21 protein-coding genes and 1 tRNA gene are annotated in these 18242 nt (G+C 39.0%); all 22 read right to left on the minus strand.

Annotated elements, in window-relative coordinates; all coding sequences use genetic code 11:
• Positions 1–111 precede the first annotated feature (111 nt).
• Complete coding sequence (topA, locus tag Hs20B_RS06125; RefSeq protein WP_172356638.1) at positions 112–2259, minus strand: type I DNA topoisomerase; 2148 nt, start codon at positions 2257–2259, stop codon at positions 112–114.
• Positions 2260–2431: 172 nt separating this feature from the next.
• Positions 2432–3292, minus strand: a complete 861-nt coding sequence (locus tag Hs20B_RS06130) for an ROK family protein (protein ID WP_172356640.1) — start codon at positions 3290–3292, stop codon at positions 2432–2434.
• A gap of 223 nt (positions 3293–3515) precedes the next feature.
• On the minus strand, positions 3516–4232 hold the full coding sequence (locus tag Hs20B_RS06135; protein ID WP_172356642.1) for a GntR family transcriptional regulator: 717 nt from the start codon (positions 4230–4232) through the stop codon (positions 3516–3518).
• A 35-nt stretch (positions 4233–4267) separates the two neighbouring features.
• A complete protein-coding gene (locus tag Hs20B_RS06140) occupies positions 4268–4963 on the minus strand; it encodes an LrgB family protein (protein WP_172356644.1) in 696 nt (231 codons plus the stop codon).
• The gene (locus Hs20B_RS06145) at positions 4960–5322 is read right to left on the minus strand and encodes a CidA/LrgA family protein (protein WP_172356646.1); all 363 of its coding nucleotides are present in this window, start codon (positions 5320–5322) and stop codon (positions 4960–4962) included. The genes Hs20B_RS06140 and Hs20B_RS06145 overlap by 4 nt, the downstream gene beginning before the upstream one ends.
• A 178-nt stretch (positions 5323–5500) precedes the next feature.
• Positions 5501–6661 (minus strand): tyrosine-type recombinase/integrase, encoded by a 1161-nt coding sequence (locus Hs20B_RS06150; protein WP_172356648.1) that lies wholly within the window; start codon positions 6659–6661, stop codon positions 5501–5503.
• Between the two features lie 53 nt (positions 6662–6714).
• On the minus strand, positions 6715–6939 hold the full coding sequence (locus tag Hs20B_RS06155) for an excisionase (RefSeq protein WP_228407515.1): 225 nt from the start codon (positions 6937–6939) through the stop codon (positions 6715–6717).
• A 59-nt stretch (positions 6940–6998) separates the two neighbouring features.
• On the minus strand, positions 6999–7340 hold the full coding sequence (locus Hs20B_RS06160) for a HepT-like ribonuclease domain-containing protein (RefSeq protein WP_172356652.1): 342 nt from the start codon (positions 7338–7340) through the stop codon (positions 6999–7001).
• Between the two features lie 31 nt (positions 7341–7371).
• Positions 7372–7692 carry a nucleotidyltransferase family protein gene (locus tag Hs20B_RS06165; RefSeq protein ID WP_172356654.1) on the minus strand — a complete coding sequence of 107 codons (321 nt, stop codon included), beginning with the start codon at positions 7690–7692 and terminating at the stop codon, positions 7372–7374.
• A gap of 92 nt (positions 7693–7784) precedes the next feature.
• Positions 7785–7850: transfer RNA gene (locus Hs20B_RS06170), tRNA-OTHER, on the minus strand.
• A 23-nt stretch (positions 7851–7873) separates the two neighbouring features.
• Positions 7874–8035, minus strand: a complete 162-nt coding sequence (locus tag Hs20B_RS06175; protein ID WP_172356656.1) for a hypothetical protein — start codon at positions 8033–8035, stop codon at positions 7874–7876.
• On the minus strand, positions 8036–8422 hold the full coding sequence (locus Hs20B_RS06180) for a hypothetical protein (RefSeq protein WP_172356658.1): 387 nt from the start codon (positions 8420–8422) through the stop codon (positions 8036–8038).
• Between the two features lie 42 nt (positions 8423–8464).
• The gene (dcm, locus tag Hs20B_RS06185; RefSeq protein WP_172356660.1) at positions 8465–9646 is read right to left on the minus strand and encodes a DNA (cytosine-5-)-methyltransferase; all 1182 of its coding nucleotides are present in this window, start codon (positions 9644–9646) and stop codon (positions 8465–8467) included.
• The gene (locus tag Hs20B_RS06190; RefSeq protein ID WP_172356662.1) at positions 9643–10929 is read right to left on the minus strand and encodes a GBS Bsp-like repeat-containing protein; all 1287 of its coding nucleotides are present in this window, start codon (positions 10927–10929) and stop codon (positions 9643–9645) included. Before Hs20B_RS06190 ends, dcm begins: the two co-directional genes overlap by 4 nt.
• Before the next feature lie 7 nt (positions 10930–10936).
• A complete protein-coding gene (locus Hs20B_RS06195) occupies positions 10937–12415 on the minus strand; it encodes a family 43 glycosylhydrolase (protein WP_172356664.1) in 1479 nt (492 codons plus the stop codon).
• Positions 12416–12491: 76 nt separating this feature from the next.
• Entirely contained in the window at positions 12492–12818 is a 327-nt protein-coding gene (locus Hs20B_RS06200) for an antirestriction protein ArdA (protein WP_172356666.1), read from the minus strand.
• Positions 12815–13135: a hypothetical protein gene (locus Hs20B_RS06205; RefSeq protein ID WP_172356668.1), complete on the minus strand. Its 321-nt coding sequence runs from the start codon at positions 13133–13135 to the stop codon at positions 12815–12817. Before Hs20B_RS06205 ends, Hs20B_RS06200 begins: the two co-directional genes overlap by 4 nt.
• On the minus strand, positions 13135–13761 hold the full coding sequence (locus Hs20B_RS06210) for a hypothetical protein (protein WP_172356670.1): 627 nt from the start codon (positions 13759–13761) through the stop codon (positions 13135–13137). The genes Hs20B_RS06205 and Hs20B_RS06210 overlap by 1 nt, the downstream gene beginning before the upstream one ends.
• Positions 13762–13782: 21 nt before the next feature.
• Positions 13783–14910 (minus strand): CHAP domain-containing protein, encoded by a 1128-nt coding sequence (locus Hs20B_RS06215; protein WP_172356672.1) that lies wholly within the window; start codon positions 14908–14910, stop codon positions 13783–13785.
• Positions 14911–14967: 57 nt separating this feature from the next.
• Positions 14968–15255 carry a type II toxin-antitoxin system RelE/ParE family toxin gene (locus Hs20B_RS06220; RefSeq protein WP_228407521.1) on the minus strand — a complete coding sequence of 96 codons (288 nt, stop codon included), beginning with the start codon at positions 15253–15255 and terminating at the stop codon, positions 14968–14970.
• 5 nt (positions 15256–15260) lie between these two features.
• Entirely contained in the window at positions 15261–15470 is a 210-nt protein-coding gene (locus tag Hs20B_RS06225) for a hypothetical protein (protein ID WP_172356676.1), read from the minus strand.
• 49 nt (positions 15471–15519) lie between these two features.
• Complete coding sequence (locus tag Hs20B_RS06230; RefSeq protein ID WP_172356678.1) at positions 15520–18240, minus strand: ribonuclease E domain-containing protein; 2721 nt, start codon at positions 18238–18240, stop codon at positions 15520–15522.
• Positions 18241–18242: the final 2 nt, after the last annotated feature.

Consider the following 18242-nt stretch of genomic DNA (forward strand, 5'->3'; position numbering starts at 1 on the left):
ACTTTATAGCATACCTTATTTTTTTGATTTTGGCAAAATTTCGTGTAAAAACGCTATCCTTAGACAGCGTTTTATGCGATTGCAGCCTACAACGAACATACAAAATCAAGCTTACTTGATCTTCTCTTCTTCATAGTCACCATTGCTACACACGACTTGTTTCCCACCACCGCGGACTTTCTTTTCGACCAGGAACTGACCACATTTTGGACAGTCACGACCGACAGGTTTATCCCACGATGTAAACTCGCAGTCAGGATAGCGGGCACAGCCGTAGAAAATACGATTACGTTTTGACTTACGCTCAATGACTTGTCCTTCATGACAAGTCGGACAGATCACGCCGATTTCTTTGACAATGGCCTTGGTATTGCGACAATCAGGGAAATTACTACAGGCATAAAACTTGCCAAATTTGCCAAGTTTGATGACCATTGGATTGCCACAGACGTCACAGTCAAATCCTGCGGGCTCATCTTTTATCTGGATTTTTTCAATCTCTGTTTCAGCTTTGACAAGCTCTTTGGCAAATGGTTTGTAGAACTCATCTACGACTTCCACCCATTTTCTAGCGCCGTGCTCAACGTCGTCAAGTGAGTGTTCCATATCTACGGTAAACTCAGTATTAACGATATTTGGGAAAAATTCGACAACCATGTTGTTGACAATCTCGCCAAGCTCAGTCGGCTCAAAACGCTTGGCTGAGAGTTTGACATAGTATCTGCGTTGAATCGTCTCTAAGGTTGGCGCATAGGTCGACGGACGGCCAACGCCAATCTCTTCAAGCGTTTTAATCAGCGTTGCTTCGCTATATCTAGCTGGCGGCTGGGTAAAATGTTGTTCAGGCTTGATGCTATCTTTTTTGACCGTATCACCTGCAGCCATCTCAGGTAGCATTTTATTTTTATCAGAATCGTTGTAAACAGCCATATACCCGTCAAACTTGACTTGTGAGCCGTTTGACGTGAACATGACACCATTTTGCACGAGGTTGACCTTGACAGTATCAAAGACTGCGGATGTCATCTGACTGGCAACAAAACGATTCCAGATCAAGCGATAAAGCTTAAGCTGGTCTTTGTCAAGGTACTTGGCAATGCTTTCAGGCGTGTTAAAGACGTTTGACGGGCGGATGGCCTCATGGGCGTCTTGCGCGCCTGCGACATTTTTGACCTTGCTGCCATGTTTGCTGTATTTTTCCCCAAAAGTACTTACGATATAGCTTGATGCGGCGCTTTGTGCGACAGGTGAAATCCGTGTCGAGTCCGTCCGCATATAGGTAATCAAGCCCTGATGACCGTTTGGACCAAGGGTAATGCCTTCGTATAATTGTTGCGCCACAGACATGGTTTTACGGGCACGAAAATTGATTTTATTTGCTGAGTCCTGTTGCAATGATGACGTCGTATAAGGCAGCGGTGCATTTCTACGGCGTTCTTTTTTATCAACTTTTTCGACAGTAAAGTCGTTAGACGTCAAGCGTTCCATAACCTCAATGACATCGGCATTTTTATGCAGTTTTTTCTTTTTACCATCAATGCCATAAAAACTACCTGCGAATTTCTTCGTGCCTTTTTTGAAATTGCCCTCAATCGACCAATATTCTTCTGGGATGAAAGCATTAATTTCGTTCTCACGGTCTATGATTAGCTTGAGTGCGATGGATTGAACACGGCCGGCAGACAGACCTTTTTTGATCTTTTTCCATAAAATCGGCGAAATCGAATAGCCAACTAGGCGGTCAAGAATCCGTCTGGCTTGTTGCGCATCGACCAAGTCTAAATCAATAGAACGAGGCTCTTTAAAAGCGTCTTTAACGGCATCTTTTGTGATTTCATTAAAGACCACACGATTTTTATCCGCAACGTCAAGCCCTAAGATATGCGCTAAATGCCAAGAAATCGCTTCTCCCTCTCTATCCGGGTCACTTGCCAGATAGACAGCTTTGGCGTTTTTCGCCTCTTTTTTCAGCGAATTGATCAGGGGTCCTTTACCACGGATATTGATATACTGCGGCTCATAGTTGTGTTCAATGTCGACTGACATGGTTGATTTTTTCAAATCACGGATATGACCGACTGAGGCGACAACTTTATAGTTGCGACCTAGATATTTTTCGATGGTCTTTGCCTTAGCAGGTGATTCGACAATGACGAGGTTTTTCTTTATTTTGCTTGTTGCTTTTTTCTTTGTGGTGGTTGTTTTTTTCGCTGCCGTTTTTTTGACAGTCTTTGCTTTTGTTGTCGTTGCTGTTACCATAGCGGTGCCAACTTTCTATTTTCGATAAAGTCTTGTTTAACTTATGATAACGGCTTTTTTTCATCTTGTCAAGTTTCAACTTTGTTTTTGTGTTTTCTTATAGGAGAAACAGCTTTTTTTGACATCTAAAAAAAGCGATTCTGACGCGTCAGAACGGCTTTTATAGGCTTTTTTAGTTTTCAGCAATAAAATCTGCTGCTGCCCCAATTAAATTGGCATCATTTTGAAAATGACAGACAGCAATTTTAGGCATGATCGTTGCAATCTCGACTTGTTGATAGACTTTTTCAAGTGCTTTTTGTAGTTTTGGTATCAGAAAGTCTGCCTGTGAAATCCCGCCACCTAATAAAACAATTTCAGGGTCTAGCGCGTATTGCAAGTTAAAAATCGCGCGGGCAAGACTGTCAAATAAAGTGTCAACAACGACTTTTGCCTCGCTGTCTCCATTTTCCGCTAGCGCAAAGACTTCCTGACCACTGACGTTAGTCCCGTTTTTTAGATTGTAGCGCCCTGCCATCTGAACCGGGCTAGAATCGGTCGACAGCGTGTGGTCTCGCATGAGCATGAAGCCAAACTCGCCGCCCATGAGGTGTGCGCCATGGCGAATCTTCCGGTCAAGAACGACCGAACCGCCAATCCCCGTTCCAATGACGAAAAAGAGCAAATCCTGATAGTCTTTCCCCGCACCGTAGGCAACTTCGGCAAGCGCCGCACAATTGGCATCGTTTTCCATGGAAACGGGCAGCTCAAAGCTTGCCTCCAAAACAGGCTTGATTGGAAAGTTGTGAATGTAGGGAATCGCCGATGCACCATAGATGACACCGTCAGACTTGCTGACAGCGCCTGGCAAGCTCATGGCAACACCCGTCAGATCAACTTTTTCAGCCATATCTGTTTTGATTTTCGTGAGTACCTTATAAAAATCTGCGAGTTGATTTGGCGTGTCAACTGCACCTTTGTGCGCGAGTTCCCCATTTTCAAAGCTCGCATATTTGATAGTCGTGCCACCAACGTCTATTGTAAGTAGTGCCATTTTTTCTCCATTTCCCATTTGTTTTATGTTTTGCAATGAATGCGCTTACATCTTTATCTAGTATAAGCTATTTATCATCTTTTTTCAAGTGTGGATTAAACAAATTAAACACGATTATATCAAAAAAACAGCTTATCACTGTTCCAGAATACGGTCATGAATATCTGCCAGCTGTTTCTGACGAACTCATGGGTTATTTTGACTAAGTCTTCCATAAGTTTACTTAGTTTTTCCGATGCAAAACAATCTCAAACTCATATTCGTCATAACGGTGAATACTCGTTGAATTTTCAAAGGCAACCCCATCTGCCAAATAACCAATTTGTTTGACCTCGACTACGGGGTCATTTTTGCGTAACATGAGCAGTGCTGCTTCTTCGCCCGTTGCTTTTCGGGCACTGATTGTCCGACGTGCTGAGGCGATTTTCAGGTTAAGCTTATGCTCGATATAGTTGTAAATTGAGCTTTCAACATTTTTGAGACTGAGATCAGGAATGGTCTTGATCGGCATGTATGTATGCTCGATGACCATGGGCATCCCGTCAACCTGACGCACACGTAAAATGTCGTAGACCTGCTCGATTGGCGAAATATTGAGCTTGTCTGCGACGTCAAGTGGCACACTGATCGTCTCAAAATGTAGAACACTTGAGGTGACAGATTTTTTTGGATTGAGCGCGGTCGTCCCTAAAAACTGGTTGGCTTCAGCCAGTATTTCCATCTCTGCTGGTGAAATATCTTGGACAAATGTGCCTTTGCCACGTTGTTTAACGATGAAGCCGTCAGAAACAAGCATGTCAAACGCACGCTTTGCTGTCATCTTGCTGACGCCAAATGTTTCACAAACATCAGCTTCTTTTGGCAATGCTTGCCCTGCTGCATAGGTGCCATTTACAATTTTGTTTCTAAAATCGTTATAAATAATTTGAAATTTTTTCATATCTCTATTATATCAAAAATACCTTAAAATTAACCTTATTTTAGGATGATGGCTGCAATAATCGGACTCACGATGACATAAACGATGCCTGTAACGCCAATTGAAAGGCCTGCCATAGCGCCTTCAATTTGTCCAAGCTGCATGGCTGCACCTGTCCCAATAGCATGGCCTGTGCCACCAAGGGCAACACCTTTTGCGACTTTATCTTTAATGCCAAATAAATCAAGCAGGACTGGTCCGATAACTGAGGTCAAAATACCTGTCGCTACTACAACAACAAGCGTTATCGTGGTCATACCCGCCATTTTCCCAGTAATACCAATGGCCATGGCGGTGGTGACGGACTTTGGAAAGAGACTTATCGCAAGGAAAAAATTCATGCCAAAGGCTTTGGCAAGGAGAGCTGTCAGCGTAGTGTTTACGATAGCACCCACGACAACGCCTGTGATGATGCTGCGCGCGTGAAACTTCATGAGTTTAAAGGCTTGGAAAAGCGGAATGCCAAGCGCCACGGTCGAGGGCACAATCAAGGTATTCAGATAAGAGCCGCCCACATAATAATCTTTGTAGGAAATACCTGTGAGTTTCAAAAAAATGATGATCATGAGCACCGCGAGAAGCAAGGGCGTCGTCGCTGGATTAGTCCACTTTCTGTGAATCAGTGCGGCAATAAAATAAGCCAAAATCGATACCGTCAGACCAAACAAGGGATTTGCAAATACTTGACTCATTTTTTATAATCTCCTTCAAAACGTCTTTTGACAAACTGGGTCACAAACCCAATCACGGCAATATTAACCACAATGGCAAGCACGACAATCACGATAATCTGCCACCAGTACTTTGAAATCGCACCCCAATGGCTCATGATGCCAACGCCTGCTGGTAAAAATAAAATCGTCATATTTTCAATCAAAAACTGCCCCACATCATAGATCTGTCGCAGGCGAAGCCATTTGAGCTTGAGTGCAACAAATAGTAAAACCATGCCAATAATCGAGCCTGGTACAGGTAGATTTAGTCCTGTTGATAAAAATTCTCCTACGATAGAAAACAAGAGGATATACATGAATTGAAAATAGAGTTTCATAGTGATATGACCTTTCTGATAAACACTTCTATTATACCTTTTTTAGATTCTTTCATCTACTCCCACATCCTCTTAAGTCCCATTCTCAAGGCATTTGCAAAGCACCATTGGTCTCCTACATCCTCCTATATTCTACACGCTAACCAAGCCTTTTGGTTACTCTTTTGGTTACTCTTTTTTACCCAATATTTTCCATTTTTTCGCTCACTTCATCCCGCATTTTTTCTGTTACGTGCATATAAACTCCAATAGTCGTTTTCTCGTCGCTATGACCTACACGCTCCATAATTGCCTTAATTGGTACACCTATTTCAGCCAACAAACTAATATGCGAATGTCTTAACATATGACTAGAAAATCCTTCTGGATATTTCTCATTCAGACAAGCTCGCTTGCCTACTTCTTTCAGATAAAAATTAACTGTTTTTGGATCTATCAAGGTGCCTTTGTTATTCAAAAAAACAAATCTTTTATCTTTCGGTACTATTTCATGATTCAAACGGTTCATCTCGTTTAATATCTCAATACACCTTGTGTTGATTGAAATTTTTCGGTATGAATCAATTGTTTTTGGGGATGTTATTTTAAAATCGCTTATTTTCACGCTCAGATAATCAACTGTATATTTTATGTTAATTATCCGTTTTTCTAAATCAACATTTTCCCATGTTAATGCCAGTGCTTCTCCAATACGAACACCCGTCAAATACATAAACTCAATTAAAAGGTTCTTTCTTATTGCGATTGGATTTGGATCGAAAAAACTCATAAACTGCTTCATCTCTTCCCTAGAAAAGAACTTTGCTTTTTTTCTTTCAATTACTTCTAATTGTTTCCTTTGTCTTGGCAACTCAACTTTTTCAATCGGATTATCGTCAATATAGCCAAGATTCAAAGCATAACGAAAAAATAGATTTAACAACACTTTTTGAGTTCTTTTATATGTAGCCGAACTTTGACTCGAAGTGAAAAAAACTTGAAAATATCTAGTTGTTACGCTTTTTATCCGCTTATCCATAACACTTCCTAAAATACTCCTAACCGTTCTAGTCTGAGTCCAATAGGTGCTATCTTTGAGTTCTTGCTTTCTAAAAGCACAATATTCTTCAAAAACCTCACCAACAGTTATAAGATCAATTTTCTTTCTGTTTCTCCTTGAATCATACTCCCCTGACAACTTTTCGTCAATTTTCTTATCAAGTCGTCTTCTTGCTTCTCCTTGTGCCTGTCTTGATTTAGCACTTAACGTGACAGTCGCTTGTTTCCACTTACCTTCACTTTCATCGTAGAATTTTTCATAGTAACGGTATTTACCGTTGCTCGTTTTTTTATAAAACAATATACCCTCCTTCATCGGTATATCATTAGTTGAATAGACTAATTATACCACTTTTACTTAAATTTTTCCGTCTCTCTATATTTCAGATAACCAAAAAAGCCCTTCACATTGATCAACGTCATTCTGCTACTCGGGCTTACTAAAATATTTTTAAATTCATTATTTTTCCTGATTTCCGTCATGTATTTTTCCAACGTTTTTATTTTTAATGATGGTAAGTAGTGCTCAATCAAATACTTCTTATCAACTAAAATATCTGGAAAATTATTTATATCCATCCTCATCTTCTCCTTTCATTGGATGATGTTATTTTAGCAACAAAAAAAGACTAGCTCTATTAGTCTTTTCTAAAATTATTTCGATGACGCAAATCATCATAAATCACTGGTAAAATCTTTTCTAATTTAGTAACATCAATTCTGACAGCATCTAAAATTTCACGTTTAGGAATGTTATTATACTCATGATCTATAAAGTTTCTTAACAAACGAATACTATTCCAATCAACTTCTGGATATTTTTCTTTCGTTTCTTCTGACAACTTAGCCAAACTAGCTTGTTCCCCCATTTGCGACAAGTTAAACGAAATGTTTTCTACAACCATCTCATCACTTAAATCTATTCCTAATTTTGAGAAACGAGTCATATTTTCTCTAATTCGCTCAATGTTGTACATCATCAATTCAATATAACGTAAATCTTCCTTCACACTATCTCGCAACTAGCTCCACCCTATCTCTCTCAAAACTCTTTACTAGCCTATTTTCGAGTCTTCCATTTTCATATACCCTGTCTAGTGTCAATAAATCAACAGGTAAAGACAGAACAGATTCTAACTCGGTTTTTAACTTTATTTGACCTAAGATACCTCTAATCATGCTACTTTCATAGTCAAAAGCTAAATCTACATCACTGTTTTCATCAGCTTCGCCACGAGCATAAGAGCCAAAAAGGTAAACTTCCTTTAGACCATACTTTTCGATAATTGGCTTGATCTTTTCTTTGATTTCACCCACTGTCAATACCGTCATAATCTATTCCTCCCTGTTTCTTTAATTCTATTATATCAAATTTTCAAGTTCAAACCAGCTTCAAACTTTTTCCTCCTTTCACCCAAAATCAACATATCATGCAGGAATCGAACCCGCATCGCTTTTTTTCAAGCGTTCTACCATTGAACTAATGATATACTACAAATAAACAACTATCTGATTAAGAATTTAATTCCTCCCAATATGCTGCAAAACGATTATCCTCTCTAATTGAATACTCAAGCAAAATCTCTGCAAGCTCTTTTGTTGTGAGTAGACTCTTTTCATACGCACGAAAATATTGCGAAATTTCTTCTTGCTCTTCTTCTGTTAAATAATTCATTTATTCTCTTTCTTCTACTTCTGCAACTGAAAATTGATACACATCATCATAAACTACCGCAGAGTGTTTTTTACATTTTGGATTAGGGCATTTCACCACCCACCATATTTTTTTATCTTTGCTATGTCGCTCACCTTCATCTTTATCCAAAAAAGAACCACAGTTTGGACAAGTTGTTTCTTTATCATAATGCTTTTCTTTGCTATCAATCAGTTCAGTATAAATATAATAAAAGTCAAACACCCTAGAATGTTTGCTGTGACATTTTACACATGCCCCTTCTTCTATTCTTTCACCATCGTAAAAAGTGCTGCCGTACCACTCAAATTCTTCGCTGCCACAATTTCGGCAGATGTGTCTGTTTGCTCTAAAAATTTCTTTGTGCATCCGTTCCTTCTTTCTTATTCCAAATCTTCATAAAAATTGCATTCAACCACGATCAATCACCTCAGCAATCCGTGCAATCATGTCAGTCACCAAGGCATTCCCCATTAAAAATCGTCTCGTTGCATCAGTAATACCAGATATTTCTGTCCAATTATCTGGAAAAGTGTTCAACCGTTCTGCCTCAGTAGGTGTTAAAATACGATATTTGTCGCCATCTTTAATAAAATGCGTTGAACGATTTATACTTCCTTCGCTCGTCAGCATCGTGCGTCCGGGTAGGCTTAAATCATCATGCGGGCTCATGCCGCCTTCGCTGTAAAAGTATTTATGTCCATCTGCTGTTTTTCGTTCAATCTTTTTAGCACCACGAAGATAATTAAACTTCTCAACTTTTTCTTCAGAAAGATAGTACTTCTCTTCAACTTTTTCATCAACAATTGCTTTAAGTGGTGTTGCGCCTTCTGATTTTGGTTCAACTTCAATCGTCAAAAATTTCCCGTGACTCATGATGCCAGAATTATAAAATTCGCTAGAATAGGTATCAGAAACACTGACAATATCTGATGGCAGATTATCAGACTTTATCCTATTTTTTATAATATTTCCTGTTAGTGGAAAAGCTTTAGCCATGACACCGTTCTTAATCAGATAGTTTTCACTTACCTCGCAAACGTTTTTAGTAACAAAAATAAAAACACGACGTCTGCGCTGTGGTGCACCGTAATCAGCAGCATTAACAACTCGCCATTCCACAGAGTAGTCCAAATCTGAAAAGGCTTTAAGCATAATTGCAAAATCTCGACCACGTTGTTTTGATGGTGATTTTAAAAGCCGATCAACGTTCTCTAAAATCAAATACTTAGGTTGAATATTTTTTACAGCACGGATGATTTCCCAAAAAAGCACACCTTTTTTGCCTTCAATTCCTTTTTCTCTATTTAGTGAGCGTGCTACTGAATAGTCTTGACAAGGAAAACCGCCAACAATCATGTCAGCATCCATATTTTTGAAAATCTCATCGTTCATTTTTGCGATGTCTTCGTTGATATTTTGAGAGTCTGGAAAGTGCTTATCATAAATTTCATATGCCCACTGTTTTGTCCGACTTGGCTCAAATTGATTGCTCCACTTTGTTTCAAACTTATCTTTGTTTGCTTTTTCAAGCCCAATCCTAAAACCACCAACACCAGCAAAAAGTTCGAGTACTTTTATTTTTTTCATCATTTTCTCACCGTCACGTTATAGGCAGCTGGAAACATGAATGTTTTATAGCCACTTGGTAATGGCACACCTACTTTTGGATTCCAAATAATATTTTGCACTAAAATGTCGTGTGTCCAACCAATACCTTTGCTTTTACCTGGCAAAGGAGCACCGTTTAGTGCTGGATTTGGGTTATTATGGTTGCCCATTGGATTTTTCATCTTTTCATATGGACGCCCCCAGACATTATAATCTGTGAAAGTCGAGTTTTTCATTGTAATGTGATGACTTGGGGCACCTGTTTCTTTTCCACCTTTTGGAGCAATTATCTTATCAAAAATAGTGCCCCCTGCAGCCAAAGATGTCGCAAAGTCCACTTGTACGCTTTCAGCATAGTAGGTGTGTGCAGTTTGTTTTGTCGCAAAGGAATTGGCTAGCGGGTGATAGCCTTTGAAAGCCATCCCTGAAAAGGTGACGTAGGATGCCCCCATTAGGTCAAACATATGACTGCTTATCCCACTGTGAATGAAGGTCATGTTTGTAAAATTAAGGTGATCAGAGTTCCAAATTGGAAAAACTAAAATGCTACTACCTGCTCGATTCACTGGATCGCTATCGCTACGTCTGATGAATGTCCCACCATTCCATGAAATATTGTTAGCATTAACTGCTGAAATGTACCCAGATCCAACAAATACCGCATTCCTTGCATCTACTTTTTTATTGGACGCCATATAAATACTTGAGCCATCCAAGCGATAAATACCAGATAAGACAGTTGTCCCACCTGATTTAGTTGCATTGATTGCTGTTTGTATGTCACTTGCTGTCTTGATTGTTCCGTTTGTATAAGTAGCACTGATAATCACTCGCTTTTTATCGCCCGTATAAGCTTGCACAATGACATTGCCTGATGCGAGGGGCTTTGTGGCATCTATCATAGCGACATATCCACCCGATGCGTTTTTGACACCTTTGTACCAAAAAACGTCGTCTTGCCCTTTGCTTTCTGACCAAACTTTGAAATAGACGCCGCTTTTCGTTATATCTGCAGGCACTTTACCTGAGAAGTCAAGTGTCGCTGTAATATTATCGGTCAATAATTGTCCTTGCACTGAGTATTTTCCAGACGGGTATGGCGTTCGTAATCTTATTCCTGCTTTATCGGTAATCGAGTCTGCGCTGACACTATATGGACTTAATTTCCCATGATGATTAACACCATCTAAAATTATTTCTCCTGCTGCAAGTGCCACAGTCAAAATTCCCGCACACAGCATTATTTTCTTTTGTCTTTTCATCATTAACCCCTCATTTCACGTTCACATACGGTACGTGTCCTCCTTGCCAAGAAAACGGTATACCATAGGTGACACGCTTTTTATCAGTTGACGAATTATAATTTACCCAACCATGCAAGTAGAGCTTCTTTTCACCGCTATCGCTTGTTAGTATCTCTGCCCCTCCTGAACCTTGTATTTTATTATTTGTTTTCTCTGTCGTTAAAACTGTATTTTGATATTTATATGTGCCAAGTAAGCTCTTAGATGTTGCGTATCCCGTGAAATAGTCAGTGGTCGCGTAGGAGTTTCCCGCAAAAAATAAAACATATGTGCCATCAGGCGATTTAATCAAGCTTGGCGCTTCAATTGTAGAAGCTGGTTTGCCTTTATGTTTAGGACTAGGGTTCTCCACGTTTAGATTTGAAATCATCTTATAAGGGTTACTCGCTGCGGTAAAACCCGATGCGGTTAATTTTCTGATATATAGATTACTTGCTTGCATAATTGCATTACCATCGTTTTTATAAAGCAAATAAGGTGTACCGTTTTCAATATAAATTGACGGATCAATCACACCACCTGCATTATCCATAGCTATCACAGGGTTATCTGAAACGCTAAATGTGCCATCGGGTGTACTAGAAGTTGCAACTGCAATCCGACGCTTTCCTGTTGTCTTGTCTTTCACAGAAAAATACAGGTAATATTTGCCGTTAAATTTGCTGACGCTAGGTGCCCAAATTCCACCAGTACCCCACTTTGGCAGCCTGTTCAAAGCGTCTTTCACAACCCTATAACTGCCATCGCCGTTCATAATAGCAAGCGGAATTTTCTTTCCTCCTGTACCCGTGCCATACATGTAGGTAACACCCTTCACACTGATGGCACTAGGATCCGCAAATTTCGGATTCGATGAAATTTGTTTGATGACGGTCGTTGCATCTGCACCAGCCGTATTTGTTACAACCCCAGTACCAATAGCTGACCAAGCTACGCCTTCGTCCTGCCACTTATTTTTAATTAAGTTTTGTTGCTCAACTTCACTTGTTGTATAGCTATGACGCCCGCTCTTTGCATTTTTGTTATATGCACGGTAGACTGGAACTTTATTACTCTCTGATCCATACCAACTAATTCCTTCATATTCCCATCCTGATTTAACTAAATTGTTTTTCTCTGCCACACTTGCCGTATAATGATGATCACCAATATTTTTACTATAAAGACGATAAACAGGGATTTTTGAACTAACTGGAGCAACCCAGCCAATTCCTTCATATTTCCAGTTGTTTTTATTGACTAGATTATCTCGTTCAAATTCATTGGCTGTATAAAAATGTTCACCAGATTTAGGATTATAAACCCTATATATGACTTGGCTACCAACATCTTCTGCAGAAGCTTTCATTACACCAGCAAGCAGACCCCCAGCAATAAAAATAGTTGAACAAACAACTGCTTTTTTTACGTTTTTCCCATAAGAACTCTTTTCTCGTTTGCTTCTCATAGTACCTCCAACGATTCAAGGTATTCATCATAATCATCTTCGAAAAACGGTGTATTAAACCATTTTTTAAACCACTCTACCATTCAAGCCCTCCACCTACATACTTAAGAAATCCTTCATCAACATAAAAACCATAACCATTCATTTCAACATCTCGTCCTAACGCTTGGAAGTCAATATATTCTGAAAGAAAGTTCCAACCAATTTGAACATCTTTAATCTCTGGATAATTTTCAAAAACATATACACCCAAATCCCAATCATTATCAATTCCTTGATAAAGAACCAGATCAGACTTCCAGTGTTCAAGCAACATTTCCTTTGTTCCGAAAATCCCTAAAAGTTCATCTACATTTTTTGAAATATACTTTGGTAACTCGTCTATCATTTCTTCTGTATTCATTTTCCGCCTTCTTTTTCTATTTCAAGTTGGCGTACTTTTAAGTATTCTAGCGCCCGCCTGATATGATCCTGATTTTTTACTATCGTACTTCTAGCAATCTCAAAGTTTCCTAAATCGCCGTCATACAATTTTTCGATAATTGAAAAGTCCTCCTCAAAAGCAAATGTGTCAACTTCTAATTTATGAGTGCGATTCATGATCGTTACAACAATAAACGGGCGTTTCACATAATAAACCAAAACACTTACAGATACTTTTTCACGCCGTCTATACTCTCGACTTGTTTCAAAATCAAGTATTTTTTCTGCATTGAGCATTATTTCACCACACTTTCGTCTAATAAGTTAATATCACTCATTTTGTCGCCAGAAAACGTCACACTATAAATTCTTGACGCTTTAGCTGGTGTAGGACTCATTGGACTTGTTAATTTCAAAAAGACTTGCACCATCATCTGATTTTTATCTTGTACATTCTCAGACACCTTGATGTCCGAAATATCTTGTTCCAATAATTGAACGGGCATATTTGAGTTCATGATTTTTTTATCCGTCCAATCTGATAGCATCTTTTTGAGTATATTCGTATCTGATGCAACACTCAGCTTTTGATATAGGTCATCTGTCATAGTCGCTTTCAAACCAGCTTGACGTTTCGTCAGAGCGTCTTGATTAAGTTCTATTGTCAGATAATTTTCAAAGACCGCTTGTCGATCTTTTTCACTATCTGACGTTTTTGTCTTTAACTCGCTTGAGCTAATTTTTTCAGATTCTGTTGATTGAATTGAAGATGCTTCATTTATCTTTAAACTATTTTTCACCCTCTTTACATTCGAACTTTTTTGAGTTTGATTTTGAACAACTTTTTTTGCTTTATCTTTGTCATCTAAAAAATTAAATACTGCGATAACACCAATAAAAACCGTTAATGCAATTAAAAACATTCTTTTCATATTTACCTTTCTTTATTTTGTGCCTGCTGGTGGATGAATAATCGACGCCACGCTTGACATTGGAAAACTAACTGTCGTTTTAGAAACTGGTTTGGGATTTTGATCATATAAAACAATCGATCCATCCGCATTAACGCCACCAACAACTCCTGTGTGACCATAAGTTCCATCTACCGTTACTCCAAAACTACCGTAATTGATTAAGCCGCCACGTTTGAAATTGATAATGTCACCTGTTTTCATCTTCATTGCCTTCGGATCCGTTATAACTTGCCATCCTTTAGCTGCCCAATTGTAATCTTTTCCAATATCAGCTGCTGCAATACCTCCGCTTAAAGCGCCAAAGCCCATCTTTTCTGCATAATAACTTGTCAGCGCATAACACTGTCCTGAGCCAATCCGTTGCCCCGCCACCTGATCAAGTATGCCGATGGCGCCACCACCAACAACTCCGCCGATAGCACCGTAGCCACATGGAGGATCTGGCGTTCCGCCGTGATCGTCAATCCATTTATCAAGCGCGGTCATCACATCTGCACGTTTTTGCCCTGTACCATTTGTTGCTGTAAAATAAACGCCACCCATGCTTGGATTCCACGAACCGTTCGCTAAAGCTTTTGCCTTATCATCTTGATCCTTGAACGTCTCGTTTTTGTTAGCAATAATTGTTTGTGTTGTTAAACCCACAACTGCTTTTTCATCGTTGAAATTTGACGCATTATTCGGATCATTATCAAAAGCGCCATAACCAAACATATTAGCGCCTTTCTGTGTTGCTACGCCTGCCGTTCCATAGCTCGATTCCATTTGTGCAATTGCAACAATTGCTCGGACGTCTAAACCACTTGCTTTTTGCCACTCAAGTAACTTAGCACCATTGATTCGATTCTTATCATAAGAAATACCCGTGGTAGCTAAAAAACCATCCAATTGATCTGCTGTAATACCATAGCGTTGACAAAGAAGATTGTGCGTATAAGCATCCGCCCCAGACCAATGTTTTACATAGTAGCCACCTGTTTGTGTTTGCGCATCTGCTGAAGCAGAATCGTTATTCTTTGAGATGGTAAACAAAATTGTTACAAATAAAATAACGGGCATAAACAACGTTAGCCCGCCAATCAATAGATATTTTTTCATCTCATTTCCTTATTTTTTTATAAACAAAAAAGCCGATTTCTCGACTTTTTCTTGAATTTATTTTCTATTTTGCCAATCAGTTTTCTCGTAAGAAATTTGCAAAATACGTATTGAAACGCTGTACTCAACATATAAATAGATATATCTGTTACGTACCCACTTCCTAACAACGTCACCTTCTATTTCTCGATAAGACACTCCGCTTTCAGGAAATTCTGCAATTTCTTCTAAAACATTTTCTAAGTCTCTCCTGAACTTTGATATACTATTAGGCACACTGTAATGAGTGGAGATAAAATCTTCAATACTATCAATATCAGCAATAGCATTTTGTGTTAAAATCACTTCTTTCAATCAGACCAACCTCGCTCTTTTTTAAAATTAGAGAAAGTTGCTGCACCATCTTTCTTTTCAATTTGAGAGTAGGCATCATTAAAAGCATCAGAAAATACATGAGCTTTTTCTTTATAATCACTTAATTCTGAAAGTAACTTTTCATACTCGCTTTTCGTCAAAATCACAACATCTTCGTTATTTTCAATAAATTTTGGATTCAACATATAACACCTCCGTTTCCTATAGTATATCACATTCAGCACCTTGAACCTACTAAATATCATCAGAGTCTAAAGATACATCACGACTAGAGTTTAAATCTGTTAAGAATTTTTCCATCTCTGCTTTTTGAGCAAGATTTGTTTCTACTTTTGCACGTTTATTCATTCCTGTTCTATTAAATCCCCGTGTAAAAGCATTACCTTGTTTTGGTGTCTTGTAGATATTTTTGTCATCGCTTAAACGTTCGACATGTTCTTGAGCAGCTGCCACAGTGATTGGTTGATTGACGTTCAGCTTTTTGCTCGCTGTATCTTTAATCAATTGAGCTGTTTTGGTCAATGGTGTTTTTGCGACTGTTACAACTTTTTCTTTGATTTTTGGCTTGTTTGACAAATAATAATCAGCGTCTTTTGGCGCTTCCGTTGGCTCACTTACGGTTTCTGGATCTACTAAATCAGTTGCTGCTTGAGATTCACTTAAAACTGGCGCTTCCGTTGGCTCACTTACGGTTTCTGGATCTACTAAATCAGTTGCTGCTTGAGATTCACTTAAAACTGGCGCTTCCGTTGGCTCACTTACGGTTTCTGGCTCTACTAAATCAGTTACTGCTCGAGAATTACTTAAAACTGGCGCTTCCGTTGGCTCACTTACGGTTTCTGGATCTACTAAATCAGTTGCTGCTTGAGATTCACTTAAAACTGGCGCTTCCGTTGGCTCACTTACGGTTTCTGGATCTACTGAATCAGTTGCTGCTTGCGATTCACTTAAAACTGGCGCTTCCGTTGGTTCACTTACGGTTTCTGGATCTACTGAATCAGTTGCTGCTTGAGATTCACTTAAAACTGGCGCTTCCGTTGGTTCACTTACGGTTTCTGGCTCTACTGAATCACTTGCTGCTTGCGATTCACTTAAAACTGGCGCTTCCGTTGGTTCACTTACGGTTTCTGGCTCTACTGAATCGGTTACTGCTTGCGATTCACTTAAAACTGGCGCTTCCGTTGGTTCACTTACGGTTTCTGGCTCTACTGAATCACTTGCTGCTTGCGATTCACTTAAAACTGACGCTTCCGTTGGTTCACTTGCCGTTTCTGGCTCTACTAAATCAGTTGCTGCTTGCGATTCACTTAAAACTGGCGCTTCCGTTGGTTCTGTTTCTGTTGCTTCAATTGGCTCGGCTACATCGACATCAGAATCTTGCAGATCTTCCTGTACTTGATTGGTACTTTCACTATCTTTGTCAGGCAACGAATTACTTTGATATGGTGCGTCTTCTAATCCCGTGTAAGCATTTAGCGCCTTGCCACCACGATAAAGAGTTCCCGCACCCATACCAGCTACAGCTGCTACACCACTTGTTGCTTTACCTGCCACCATACTTGCACCAGATACTACCGGAGCAACCGTTTGCGATGTCACTTGAGCAATTTGCCCCGCTTTTGTCACTATATCACCTTCTTTGCCTAACACTTTTCCATTAACATTATTAACAGGTAAAGCATTAGCTGCGGAATTACCTAAGATAAAACCAGCAATTGTACCCTTAAATTTCCAAATGCCAACATACATCAATACTTCTACAATTAAGGTAACTGCTAAAGAAACAATCGCAACAAGTCCACCGACCAGCACTCCTTCTTTTTTAATATCACCTGATAAATTCGAGAATGAATTTCCAATCATACTATTGAAATAAAAGAAAACAAGCAACGCAATGCTTGTGATACTTGGCAGTAATAGAAATCCGAACGATGTTTTGAGCATATTAAATAAGATATTTTGCATACTTGGTAAAAATGAAATCATGATACCGATTGGAATCATAAACATAATCAACAAAACTAAAAATTCAACTGCTACTGAGATCAACTGAATGAACAAAACTGGAATACCAACAATTACCGCATCAACTATTTTAAAAACAACGTAAAACATTTTTGGCATGATATAATCAGATATTGCTGATACCCATTCATTAGGTACATCTTTTTCATCAGCACCTTCACCGAGTGCATTCAAATAATCAGATACATCACTTTTGTTCTTATATTCCCCATCTTTATCTTTAACAATACCAACCGATACATCGTCAAGCTTCAATTGCGGATAATCACCATCTATTTTCACAGATGGCTTAACGTCTGGATCAGTGGAACCTGTGTTAATAAAACGATAAGTATCATATACTTCATTGGACAAATAGGTATTCGCAAATGATCCTTCCGCACCCGAAGTTGTTTTCTTACCGTCAGAATTAGTAACAGACACATCAGCCAATTTAGTTGTAACCTCTTTTGAAACATTATGCACCGTATCTAAAATGTAGATACCGCCATTCGTTCCCCCAATCGACCCGAAATAGATCAAGGCTACCGCATAAACAGCTAGCACATGCACGACTTTTTGTGTGAAATTTCTGCCCTGCATAAAAGCATAGACTAAATAAATCAACGTAATCATGATAAAAAAGCCCGCTATTGACGTTAGTGAGAAATTACCTGAACCACCACCAATTTTATCAAACAAATCCTTTGATGTATCAAAGACTGCTGACTTAAACGTATCATAAGGGCTTAAATTCCCAATTGACTTGATCAGCCAATAAAAAATAAACGCTACCAGTTTCAAAATCCAAAATGGTAACTCTACAAAAATAAACGTCAAGCCACCCCAGATTTTATTTTCTACTGAACTTGGCTCAATAAACGGCTTCATCTTGAAAATGTCGTAATTTGCCATCGAAACAAGCGTTGGCACTTTTGATATAAAATCCATTT

The sequence above is a fragment of the Pseudolactococcus insecticola genome (genome assembly GCF_011170065.1).
Taxonomy (GTDB): Bacteria; Bacillota; Bacilli; order Lactobacillales; family Streptococcaceae; genus Pseudolactococcus; species Pseudolactococcus insecticola.

What these genes read in the sequence shown, in the direction of transcription:
- dcm (WP_172356660.1), bottom strand. Translation starts at nt 9,646, where the DNA reads ATGATGAAAAAAATAAAAGTACTCGAACTTTTTGCTGGTGTTGGTGGT.
- topA (WP_172356638.1), bottom strand. Translation starts at nt 2,259, where the DNA reads ATGGTAACAGCAACGACAACAAAAGCAAAGACTGTCAAAAAAACGGCA.
- Hs20B_RS06165 (WP_172356654.1), bottom strand. Translation starts at nt 7,692, where the DNA reads ATGACGGTATTGACAGTGGGTGAAATCAAAGAAAAGATCAAGCCAATT.
- Hs20B_RS06205 (WP_172356668.1), bottom strand. Translation starts at nt 13,135, where the DNA reads ATGCTCAATGCAGAAAAAATACTTGATTTTGAAACAAGTCGAGAGTAT.
- Hs20B_RS06135 (WP_172356642.1), bottom strand. Translation starts at nt 4,232, where the DNA reads ATGAAAAAATTTCAAATTATTTATAACGATTTTAGAAACAAAATTGTA.
- Hs20B_RS06160 (WP_172356652.1), bottom strand. Translation starts at nt 7,340, where the DNA reads ATGATGTACAACATTGAGCGAATTAGAGAAAATATGACTCGTTTCTCA.
- Hs20B_RS06210 (WP_172356670.1), bottom strand. Translation starts at nt 13,761, where the DNA reads ATGTTTTTAATTGCATTAACGGTTTTTATTGGTGTTATCGCAGTATTT.
- Hs20B_RS06140 (WP_172356644.1), bottom strand. Translation starts at nt 4,963, where the DNA reads ATGAGTCAAGTATTTGCAAATCCCTTGTTTGGTCTGACGGTATCGATT.
- Hs20B_RS06130 (WP_172356640.1), bottom strand. Translation starts at nt 3,292, where the DNA reads ATGGCACTACTTACAATAGACGTTGGTGGCACGACTATCAAATATGCG.
- Hs20B_RS06180 (WP_172356658.1), bottom strand. Translation starts at nt 8,422, where the DNA reads ATGCACAAAGAAATTTTTAGAGCAAACAGACACATCTGCCGAAATTGT.
- Hs20B_RS06215 (WP_172356672.1), bottom strand. Translation starts at nt 14,910, where the DNA reads ATGAAAAAATATCTATTGATTGGCGGGCTAACGTTGTTTATGCCCGTT.
- Hs20B_RS06225 (WP_172356676.1), bottom strand. Translation starts at nt 15,470, where the DNA reads ATGTTGAATCCAAAATTTATTGAAAATAACGAAGATGTTGTGATTTTG.
- Hs20B_RS06200 (WP_172356666.1), bottom strand. Translation starts at nt 12,818, where the DNA reads ATGAATACAGAAGAAATGATAGACGAGTTACCAAAGTATATTTCAAAA.
- Hs20B_RS06195 (WP_172356664.1), bottom strand. Translation starts at nt 12,415, where the DNA reads ATGAGAAGCAAACGAGAAAAGAGTTCTTATGGGAAAAACGTAAAAAAA.
- Hs20B_RS06190 (WP_172356662.1), bottom strand. Translation starts at nt 10,929, where the DNA reads ATGATGAAAAGACAAAAGAAAATAATGCTGTGTGCGGGAATTTTGACT.
- Hs20B_RS06145 (WP_172356646.1), bottom strand. Translation starts at nt 5,322, where the DNA reads ATGAAACTCTATTTTCAATTCATGTATATCCTCTTGTTTTCTATCGTA.
- Hs20B_RS06175 (WP_172356656.1), bottom strand. Translation starts at nt 8,035, where the DNA reads ATGAATTATTTAACAGAAGAAGAGCAAGAAGAAATTTCGCAATATTTT.
- Hs20B_RS06155 (WP_228407515.1), bottom strand. Translation starts at nt 6,939, where the DNA reads ATGGATATAAATAATTTTCCAGATATTTTAGTTGATAAGAAGTATTTG.
- Hs20B_RS06230 (WP_172356678.1), bottom strand. Translation starts at nt 18,240, where the DNA reads ATGGATTTTATATCAAAAGTGCCAACGCTTGTTTCGATGGCAAATTAC.